The organism is Pseudomonas sp. 8(2025) (assembly GCF_052665325.1).
The window spans coordinates 289841-299078 of sequence record NZ_JBQOIE010000009.1 but is presented as its reverse complement, the minus strand read 5'-3'; the positions used below and the strand labels follow the sequence as shown (position 1 = coordinate 299078).

General features: G+C 63.9%; 11 protein-coding genes. 2 read left to right on the top strand and 9 right to left on the bottom strand.

Annotation, left to right across the window (positions count from 1 at the left end; genetic code table 11):
* Positions 1–377: MipA/OmpV family protein (locus tag ACUXVH_RS19170; protein WP_445495659.1), on the top strand; the 377-nt coding region annotated here is incomplete at its 5' end.
* 102 nt (positions 378–479) lie between these two features.
* Entirely contained in the window at positions 480–1346 is an 867-nt protein-coding gene (locus tag ACUXVH_RS19165) for a fatty acid desaturase family protein (RefSeq protein WP_065365274.1), read from the top strand.
* A gap of 106 nt (positions 1347–1452) precedes the next feature.
* Here ACUXVH_RS19165 and ACUXVH_RS19160 read toward each other — a convergent pair whose 3' ends face one another.
* From ACUXVH_RS19160 to ACUXVH_RS19120, 9 genes are all read right to left on the bottom strand, one after another.
* Entirely contained in the window at positions 1453–1854 is a 402-nt protein-coding gene (locus ACUXVH_RS19160; protein WP_011063134.1) for an EamA family transporter, read from the bottom strand.
* A gap of 31 nt (positions 1855–1885) precedes the next feature.
* Entirely contained in the window at positions 1886–2260 is a 375-nt protein-coding gene (locus ACUXVH_RS19155; RefSeq protein WP_011063133.1) for a transporter, read from the bottom strand.
* A complete protein-coding gene (locus ACUXVH_RS19150) occupies positions 2257–3177 on the bottom strand; it encodes an arginase family protein (protein WP_011063132.1) in 921 nt (306 codons plus the stop codon). Before ACUXVH_RS19150 ends, ACUXVH_RS19155 begins: the two co-directional genes overlap by 4 nt.
* A 177-nt stretch (positions 3178–3354) precedes the next feature.
* Entirely contained in the window at positions 3355–3684 is a 330-nt protein-coding gene (locus ACUXVH_RS19145) for a GlpM family protein (protein ID WP_169892259.1), read from the bottom strand.
* Positions 3685–3711: 27 nt separating this feature from the next.
* Positions 3712–5037 carry a sigma-54-dependent transcriptional regulator gene (locus tag ACUXVH_RS19140; protein ID WP_011063130.1) on the bottom strand — a complete coding sequence of 442 codons (1326 nt, stop codon included), beginning with the start codon at positions 5035–5037 and terminating at the stop codon, positions 3712–3714.
* Positions 5034–6935: a sensor histidine kinase gene (locus ACUXVH_RS19135; RefSeq protein ID WP_065365275.1), complete on the bottom strand. Its 1902-nt coding sequence runs from the start codon at positions 6933–6935 to the stop codon at positions 5034–5036. The genes ACUXVH_RS19140 and ACUXVH_RS19135 overlap by 4 nt, the downstream gene beginning before the upstream one ends.
* Positions 6936–7068: 133 nt before the next feature.
* Entirely contained in the window at positions 7069–7803 is a 735-nt protein-coding gene (locus ACUXVH_RS19130; protein WP_011063128.1) for an amino acid ABC transporter ATP-binding protein, read from the bottom strand.
* A complete protein-coding gene (locus ACUXVH_RS19125; RefSeq protein WP_011063127.1) occupies positions 7800–8471 on the bottom strand; it encodes an amino acid ABC transporter permease in 672 nt (223 codons plus the stop codon). The genes ACUXVH_RS19130 and ACUXVH_RS19125 overlap by 4 nt, the downstream gene beginning before the upstream one ends.
* Positions 8471–9217 (bottom strand): amino acid ABC transporter permease, encoded by a 747-nt coding sequence (locus ACUXVH_RS19120; RefSeq protein ID WP_011063126.1) that lies wholly within the window; start codon positions 9215–9217, stop codon positions 8471–8473. The genes ACUXVH_RS19125 and ACUXVH_RS19120 overlap by 1 nt, the downstream gene beginning before the upstream one ends.
* Positions 9218–9238 lie beyond the last annotated feature (21 nt).

The window sequence follows — 9238 nt, the reverse complement described above, 5'->3', positions numbered from 1 at the left end:
TGGCCGGCCTGCTCTCCCTGACCCTCGCCAGTGGCGCCATGGCCGACTCCGGCATCACCGGTGAACTGGGCCTGGGCATCATTGGCAGCAACAACCTGACCCTGCACTTCGCCGATGGCCGCCAGAGCCAGACCTTCTTCGGCGTCGACGCCAAGGAGTCCCTCGCTTCCGGCATTGGCCAGTACAACGCCAGCGGTGGCATGCAGAACTTCACCCTGAGCCAGAATTTCCACTTCCCCCTGGGGGACAACTGGGCGCTGGTGGCCAGTGCCAGCTGGACGCGGCTGGTCAATTCCGCCGCGGACAGCACCATCGTCCGCGACAAGGGCGAGGTCAACCAGGGGCAGGTGCAGACCGCCATCAGCTACAAGTTCTGAGGGGCGCCGCCCAGGCCTGAGCACGGCCTGGGGCGGCTACAGCAAAAACTGGTCTGGCCTTTGCAATGGTCGCCATGAATTCAATTTCTCAGGAAGTTCTTCATGGCTCGACCTGCCTATCGTCTACTCGCCTATTCCCTCTGGGACCTGATCCCGATTGCCATGGCCCTGGCGCATTTCGCCTTTGTGCTGTGGTTGGTGCTGGATTTCCACGCCCTGTCCTGGTGGGTCATCCTGCCGGCGGCGCTGCTCTACGCAGTCAGCCTGTCGTGGAGCATCAACAGCATTTCCCATAACCAGATCCACAACGCCTATTTCACCCCCGGGTGGATGAACCGCGGCTTCGACCTGCTGCTGTCGGTGACCATAGGTTTTTCCCAGACCCTGTACCGCGACATCCACAACCGCCACCACCGGGGCAACTCCGATCTGCCGGACGCCAATGGCAAGACCGTCGACCCGCTCTCCATCTACCTGCATGGCAAGGATGGCCAGCCGGACAATCCCTGGGCCTACACCTTCCTGAGCTTTTTCCGCGACGACCCCAAGGAGATCTACCAGGAAATGCAGCGCAAGCGGCCTGATGATGCCCGTTGGGTAAAGGTGGAAATCGGCGTCACGGTCGCCTTCTACCTGGTTCTGGCGCTGTATGACTGGCACGCGGTGCTGGTGCTGCTGCCGTTCTGGTACCTGGGGCAGTCACTGTCGTCACTCAATGGCTACTACGAGCACCTGGGGGGCAACCCGGACCTGCCTATCGCCTGGGGCGTGAGCTCCTACAGCCCGCTGTACAACCTGATCTGGATGAACAACGGCTACCACGCCGAGCATCACTACCGGCCGAAGATGCACTGGACCAAGGTCAAGGCTTTCCACCGCGAGATCCGCGAGCAGCAACGGGCTGCCGGGGTGAAAGTGATTCCGGTGTCCCACGGCCTGGGTTTCCTGGTGTCCCACCGCAAGGCCTAAACCCCGTGGCTGTAGGAGCTGGCTTGCCAGCGAAGGGGCCGGCAAGATCGCCTTCGCCAGCAAGCCGGCTCATGCACAACATCCCTTCGCTGTAGCAAAGAGGCCCTCAGGCCTCTTCACCCTCCGCCAAGAGGGCAATCCCGCCGATGATCACAAAGACCCCTACCCAGTGCAGCAGGCTGATCTGCTCGCCCAGGCCCAGCCACGAGCCCAGCAGCACCACCACGAATACCAGGGAGCTCAAGGGGAAGGCCAGGGACAGGCTGCTGCGCCGCAGGATCAGCATCCACACGAAAAACGCGCCGATATAGCAGGCAATCGCCATCAGCACCCCGGGGTTGACCGCGACCGCCGCCAGCCACTGCAGGTTGAAATCCATCTGGCCCAACTGGTCGCCGCCAACCTTGGTGGCGATCTGCCCGGCGCTCTCGAAACCGATCAGCAGGGCCCAGAGCACGATGGTGCCCAGGCGCTCGTGCAGCCAGCCGTGGGAGGTATTGGAACTCATCAAACGCTTCCTTCTATTCGTTGAACAAGGCTCAGGTACTGGCCACGCACACCAGCATCACCCCGGCGGTGATCACCAGGGTGCCGAGCCAGCGACGGCGGCTGACGGTCTCGCCCAGCACCACCTTGCCCGCCAGTACCACGCCGCAATAGGCCAGGGCCGCCGCGGGGAACAGCAGGCTCAGGGGCGCCCGGGACAGGGCTTCGAGCCAGACGAAGAACTCGATGGCGTAGGCGCCGATGCCGCACCACAGCAAGGGCGCGTTGAACACCTGGCCCCAGAAAGCGTTCAGGCGAAAACCGCCTTCCAGCTCTGGCAGGCGGTCCAGGCCGAGCTTGAAACAGAGTTGGCCGACCACGTCCAGGACAATGGAAAAGGCCACCAGCAGAACAACGGTCAGGGTCACGGGAACAGCTCCTCGAACAGCGAGATCAGGGCTTCATTGGTCACTGAGTTGCGCAGCAGGTCGTCCTGGCTCCAGCGCTCGGCCGGAGGCTGGTCGGACTTGGCTTCCCAGCGTTTGAAGGCGTTGCTGAAGGCCGGCTGGGCGAACTCGCCGCAGACGTCGATGCCCAGGATCCGCTTGCGCGCGGCCAGGGTGCGCAGGGCCTGCAGCAGGTGGGTCAGGCGCATGCCGCCCTGGTCCCAGTTGGTGGCGGCGTCTTCGCTGGCCAGCACATCCTTGTCGATGGTGATCCAGATCGCCTCGGTGGGCAGGCTGTCGATCATCTGTTCGAGAAAGGCCTGCCAGTCCAGTTCCGCCAGGTTGCGCCAATGCAGGTGGTTTTCCTGCTGCTGGTGCCCGGCGCCGTCGCCGACCCGCCCCCAGACCTTGGACGGCGCGTGCTGCCAGGGGAACAGCTGCAGCTTGCCGTGCTTGAGGGCGGCGACATTGCCGCCGCGCAGTTGTGGGTTGTGCAGGTCTTCGCTGCAGGGGCCAAGGGTGACGATGCGCTGGATGTGCGGCAGTTTCAGCGCCCGGTTGACCCAGGAGCCGCAATGCCGGCGCGGAGCCAGGCGTACCCAGTCCGGGTGGTTGTCGAAGTGGATCAGGCTCACCGGCTCTTGCAGGTCGCCGAGAAAGGCCGGGGTCAGGTGGTGATAGTCACCGGAGCCGACAAAGAAGATTTCCGGCTGCGGGCCGCTGTGGCGGGGCCGCTGGCGCAGGCGTTCGGTGAAGTGACGGTAGGTGCGCTCGGTGGACCACAGGCGCAGCTTGGGCCCCAGGTCCAGCAGGTCGAGACGCCGCGCCTGGCCGCTGTTCAGGCGTCGGATGATCGGCTCCTGGGCGGTCAGGCTGTGGTCGAGATCTAAGATATTCAAAGTGTTCTTTACCCATGGCAGCGCCCTCCAGAAAACTGCGTGATACCGCTCGAACGCAGGCTGGACGGGCTTTGCCGGGTAAATGCAAGGGTCGGGCCAGGGTCGTTGCCGGGTTGCCGGTGAAAGACCGCGGCGCAGGCTTCGCGAGCAAGCTCGCTCCTACGGGAATGGCAGGGCTCAGGCGTGCAGGCGCACCCAGACGCTGACCAGGATGGTCGCGGCGATCAGCCAGGCCACGGCGGCTACCGCCAGGGAAGCTTCCAGGCGCAGGCGGTCGACCATCACATACAGGGTCGCCAGGTAGACGAAGTAGGGAATGATCGACCACATGCCGAACAGGATGGTGGTCTTCAGGTCATCGAGGGAGCGGCCCTTGCCGACGATGTAGTGGGCGATCAGGGCAAAGGTCGGGAACAGCGGCACCAGGCCGGCGATGTAGTAGTTCCGGGTCTTGGCCAGGGCCGCCAGAATCACCACCACCGCCGCGCCCAGGGCGGCCTTCAACAATAGATCCATGGTTACTCGCGCCTTGGGTTAGTGGCTCAGGCCGTACTTCTTGACCTTGTCGAACAGGGTGGTCTTGGCCATGCCCAGCTCCTGGCTGGCCTGGGTCAGGTTGCCGCCGCTGCGCTGCAAGGCATCGTTGAGCAGGTTGCGCTCGAAGGCTTCCACCGCCTCGGCAAAGCCCAGCCCCTGGGCGACACTGCTGCCGGGCTTCTTGAAGGCCGGCAGGCCGAGGGCAAAGCGTTCGGCGACGTTGCGCAACTCGCGCACGTTGCCCGGCCAGTCGTGGCTCATGAGGGTCGACAGGGTCTGGTTGTCCAGCTCCGGCACCGCGCGGTCAAAGCGCAGGGACGACTGCTGCAGGAAATGCTCGAACAACTGCAGGATGTCTTCGCGGCGTTCGCGCAGGGGCGGCAGTTCCAGGGTCACCACGTTGAGGCGGTAGTACAGGTCGCTGCGAAACTCCTTGGCCCGGCTCATTTCGTCCAGGTCCGACTTGGTGGCGGCGATCACCCGGCAATCCACGGCCACGCTCTGGTTGGAACCGAGGCGCTCCAGGGTACGCTCCTGCAACACGCGCAAGAGCTTGATCTGCAGGTTGATCGGCATGCTTTCCACTTCGTCGAGGAACAGCGTGCCCTGGTGGGCGTGCTCGATCTTGCCGATGCGCCGTTTGCCGGCGCCGGTGAAGGCGTTGGCCTCGTGGCCGAAGATCTCGCTTTCGAAGAGGTTCTCGGGCAGGCCGCCGCAGTTCAGGGCGACGAACTGCTGCTGGTGGCGCCGGCTGAAGTCGTGCAGGCAACGGGCGACCAGTTCCTTGCCGGTGCCGGTCTCGCCTTCGATCAGCACGTTGGCCGAGGTATCGGCAACGTTGGCGATCAGCTCCCGCAGGTTCTGCATGGCCGGCGAGCGGCCGATGATCCGCCCTTCCAGGGAACTGCGTTCGGCCAGCTGGCGGCGCAGCGAGGTCACTTCCCGGGCCAGGCCCCGTTGCTCCAGGGCGCGGCGGGCCACATCCACCAGGCGCTCGGGGGAGAAGGGTTTTTCCATGAAGTCGTAGGCGCCTTTCTGCATGGCGCCCACGGCCATGGAAATATCGCCGTGGCCAGTGATCAGCACCACCGGCAGGCTGCGGTCCCGGGCCTTGAGGCGGTTCAGCAGTTCCAGGCCATCGATGCCCGGCAGGCGAATGTCGCTGACCACGATGCCGGGAAAGTTTTCACCGACCTGGGCCAGGGCTTCTTCGGCGCTGCCCACACCGATGCAGGGAATGTCTTCCAGGGCCAGGGCCTGTTGGCAACCCAGCAGGACATGGGGGTCGTCTTCGACGATCAGCACGGTCAGCTCGTTGTTCATATCGGCTCGGCTCGAGTGGGGCTTGCCAGGGGCAAGCTGAGGACAAAGGCGGTGCCGCCGCTTGCCGGGTGTTCCACCCCCAGGCTGCCGCCGGTGGCGGCGGCGAGGCTGGCGGACAGGGTCAGGCCGAGGCCCAGGCCCTGCTCGCCGGGTTTGGTGGTGAAGAAGGGTTCGAACAGGTGCTTGCGCGCTTCAAGATCGATGCCGTGGCCGTTGTCGCGCACCCGCAGGCGGTACTTGCCCTCGCTGAATTCGCCCTCCAGCCACAGTTGCGGCTCCGGTTGGGCCTGCATGGCATCCAGGGCATTGCCGATCAGGTTGACCAGGATCTGCTCCAGGCGGGTCTGGTCGATCTGCAGGGTCTGCTCGGTGAAGTCGCGGTGCAGTTGCAGGGGCAGGGGTTCGAGGCGCGCATTGAGCACTTGCAGGGCTGCGTCAACGGCCTTGTCCAGGCTGGCCTGGCCCTGGTCGTCGCCACGGCGGGCGAAGGAGCGCAGGCTGGCGGTGATGCGGCCCATGCGGTCGATCAGTTCATTGATGGTCTTGAGGTTGGCGCTGGCGGTGTCCAGGGCGCCGCGTTCGAGGAAGCGCACGGTGTTGCCGGACAAGGTACGCAAGGCCGCCAGGGGCTGGTTCAGCTCGTGGGCGATGCTGGTGGACATCTGGCCGATGGCCGCCAGCTTGCCGGCCTGGACCAGTTCGTCCTGGGCGCGGCGCAGGGTTTCCTCGGCCTGGCGGCGTTCGCGGATCTGGCCCTTGAGCCGTTCGTTGCTGGCCCGCAGGTCGGCGGTGCGTTCGGTGATCCGCCGTTCCAGCTGGCTGTTGGCTTCCTGCAGGGCTTCACGGGCGGCCAGGCGAGTGGCGATGACCTTGCGCCGTTCGTTCCAGGCGATCAGCAGAAAGGCCACCAGGGCAAAGGCCACCGCCACCAGGATGCCCTGGTTGATGGCTTCGCGGCGCAGGTCCTGCAACGGGGTGAGCAGGGTGAAGTTCCAGGGGGTATCACTCAGGGGCCGGGTCTGGGACAGGTAGCTGATGGCTTTCTCGTCGGACACCAGCTCGGTGTTGGCCGGAAAGGTCAGCTTTTCCACGCCTTCGGCCAGGCGTTCCCGGGCCAGGGGTTCCAGTTCGTTGAGGGGGAACCAGTAATATTGCAGGCTGCGGGCCAGGCGTTCCTTGGTGTCGTCGCTGAGCGGGCGGACCGACTTGAGGCGGCGCGCCGGGTCGCTGGACAGGATGATGATGCCGTTCTCGTCGCTGACGAAGGCTTCCAGGCGGGCACGCTGCCAGCGTTCCTCCAGGGCCTCCAGGCGTACCTTGACCACCGCCACGCCGATGATCTTGCCTTGTTCTTCCAGGCCATGGGCCAGGTAGTAGCCAGGTTCGCCGTTGGTGCTGCCGATGCCGTAGAAGCGCCCGGGCTGGCCGCGCACGGCGTTCTGGTAATAGGCCCGGAACGACAGGTCTTCGCCCAGGTAGCTGTCGACGTCACGCCAGTTGCTGGTGGCCACCACCCGGCCCGTGGTGTCCATGACATAGATGGCCCGGCTGCGGCTGCGGCGGTTCAGGCCTTCGAGGTATTGATTGACGGTTTGCCGGTGTTCCGGCGAAGGATCGCCCAGCAGCTGGGAAACACTGGATTCCAGTTCCAGCAGGCTCGGCAGATAGGTGTACTTGCTGATCTCACTTTCTACGGCGCGGGCATGCAGCTCCAGCTGGCGCTGGCCGTTTTCGCCGAGGGTGCGGATGCCGTTGTGCTCGCTGATCCAGAACCCGACGTAGCCCAGGCCGATCATCAGCAGGATGACCAGGGGCGGCAGGAACAGATGTCGGATCAGGCGGGGTTTCACGGCGAGTGATGGCGGCGCGGCGCGATAGAGAGTGGGGTCGCATTTCATCACAGATGCCTTGGGTCAACCACTGCGCAGTGTCTGTAGGAGCCGGCTTGCCGGCGACCAGGGCGGCACTGACGATAGGGGAGTCAGATACCGTCACGTCGCAGGCAAGCCGGCGCCTACAGGAACGCGGGTTTTAGTGCTGCAGGATCTTCTCGAGGAAGTGCTGCGCACGTTCGGAGCGGGCGCTGATATCGCCGAAGAACTCTTCTTTCTGGCAGTCCTCGATGATCTGGCCCTTGTCCATGAAGATCACCCGGTTCGCCACTTTGCGGGCAAAGCCCATTTCGTGGGTTACGCACATCATGGTCATGCCTTCATGGGCCAGTTGCACCATGACGTCCAGCACTTCGTTGACCATTTCCGGGTCCAGGGCCGAGGTCGGTTCGTCGAACAGCATGACGATCGGGTCCATGGCCAGGGCGCGGGCGATGGCCACACGTTGTTGCTGGCCACCGGAGAGTTGCCCCGGGTGCTTGTGGGCGTGGGCGGCGAGGCCGACGCGGTCCAGCAGTTGCAGGCCTTTCTTGGTGGCCTCTTCCTTGCTGCGGCCCAGCACCTTGATTTGCGCGATGGTCAGGTTCTCGGTGATGGTCAGGTGCGGGAACAGCTCGAAATGCTGGAACACCATGCCCACGCGGGAACGCAGTTTCGGCAGGTTGGTCTTGGGGTCGGCGATGGAAGTGCCGTCCACCACGATGTCGCCTTTCTGGAAGGGTTCCAGGGCGTTGACGCACTTGATCAGGGTCGACTTGCCGGAGCCGGACGGCCCGCAGACCACCACCACTTCACCTTTCTTGACCTCGGTGCTGCAATCGGTCAGCACCTGGAAGTCCCCATACCACTTGTTGATGTTCTTGATAGAGATCATACGGCGAACCTTTTTTGCAGACGCTTGACCAGCAGCGAGGCGGCAAAGCTGATTGTGAAATAGACCAGACCAGCGATGATCAGGAATTCATTGGAGCGGCCGATGATGTCGCCGCTGGACCGCGAGGCGTTGAGGAAATCCACCAGGCCCACGGTGTACACCAGGGAGGTGTCCTGGAACAGGATGATGCTCTGCTGCAGCAGCAGCGGGGTCATCTTGCGAAACGCCTGGGGCAGGATGATCAGGCGCATGGTCTGGCCATAGCTCATGCCCAGTGCCTGGGCGGCGCCCATCTGGCCCTTGGGGATCGACTGCACGCCGGCACGGACGATTTCGCAGAAGTACGCCGCTTCGAACATCATGAAGGCCACGATGCACGAGGTGAATGCGCCGATCGGGGTGTCTTCGCCGGTGATCCAGCGCAGCACGAAAGGCACCGCCAGGTAGAACCAGGTGATCACCAGCAGCAGCGGGATCGAGCGGAAGTAGTTGACGTAGGCGCCCGCCAGGTTCGACAGCAGCTTGTTGTGAGACAAGCGCATCAAGGCCAGCAAGGTACCGAGGATGATCCCGCCGACCACACCCATGACCATCAGCTTGAGGGTCATCAGCATGCCGTTCCACAGGCCGGGAATGGCCGGGATGATGCCCGAGAAGTCGAATTCCATTATTTACCTCCCACGGAGATCAGGCCGGGGACCGAAACTTTCTTCTCCACCAGGCGCATCAGCAGCATCAGGCTCATGTTCAGGGTGAAGTAGATCAGGGTAGCCAGGGTGAAGGCTTCGAACAGGTTGGCCGAGAACTCGGCGGTCTGCTTGGTCTGGGCCAGCAATTCCATCAAGCCGATCAGCGACGCCACGGAGGAGTTCTTGAATACGTTGAGGAATTCCGAGGTGAGCGGCGGAATGATGATCCGGTAGGCCTGGGGCAGCAGCACGTTCCAGTAGATCTGCGGCAGCGAGAAGCCCATGGCGCGTGCGGCGGATTCCTGGCCACGGGGCAGGGCCTGGATACCGGTACGTACCTGTTCGCAAACCCGTGCGGCGGTGAACAGGCCCAGGCACACGACAACGCTCAGGTAGGCCGAGGTGGTCGGGTTGAGGTCCTGCTTGTACCACTCCTGGAGGTTCTCCGGCAGCAGGTCCGGCACCAGGAAGTACCAGATGAACAGCTGCACCAGCAGCGGCACGTTGCGGAAGATCTCCACGTACACGGTGGCGATGCCCGACACCAGGCGGTTCGGCACGGTGCGCATGACGCCCAGGATCGAGCCCAGCAGCAGCGCGATGATCCAGGCCACCACGGCGATGGCGATGGTCCAGCCCAGGCCGGAGATGAACCAGTCGAGATAGGTCTCGCTGCCCACGCCGGTGGACTTGAAGAACACGCCCCAGTCCCAGTTGTAATTCATTAGGGTTACCCCTCAGATCGT

Excerpts from the sequence above, each read along its gene's own strand:
- ACUXVH_RS19165 (WP_065365274.1), top strand. The coding sequence starts at position 480 with ATGGCTCGACCTGCCTATCGTCTACTCGCCTATTCCCTCTGGGACCTG.
- ACUXVH_RS19160 (WP_011063134.1), bottom strand. The coding sequence starts at position 1,854 with ATGAGTTCCAATACCTCCCACGGCTGGCTGCACGAGCGCCTGGGCACC.
- ACUXVH_RS19140 (WP_011063130.1), bottom strand. The coding sequence starts at position 5,037 with ATGAACAACGAGCTGACCGTGCTGATCGTCGAAGACGACCCCCATGTC.
- ACUXVH_RS19135 (WP_065365275.1), bottom strand. The coding sequence starts at position 6,935 with ATGAAATGCGACCCCACTCTCTATCGCGCCGCGCCGCCATCACTCGCC.
- ACUXVH_RS19130 (WP_011063128.1), bottom strand. The coding sequence starts at position 7,803 with ATGATCTCTATCAAGAACATCAACAAGTGGTATGGGGACTTCCAGGTG.
- ACUXVH_RS19125 (WP_011063127.1), bottom strand. The coding sequence starts at position 8,471 with ATGGAATTCGACTTCTCGGGCATCATCCCGGCCATTCCCGGCCTGTGG.
- ACUXVH_RS19120 (WP_011063126.1), bottom strand. The coding sequence starts at position 9,217 with ATGAATTACAACTGGGACTGGGGCGTGTTCTTCAAGTCCACCGGCGTG.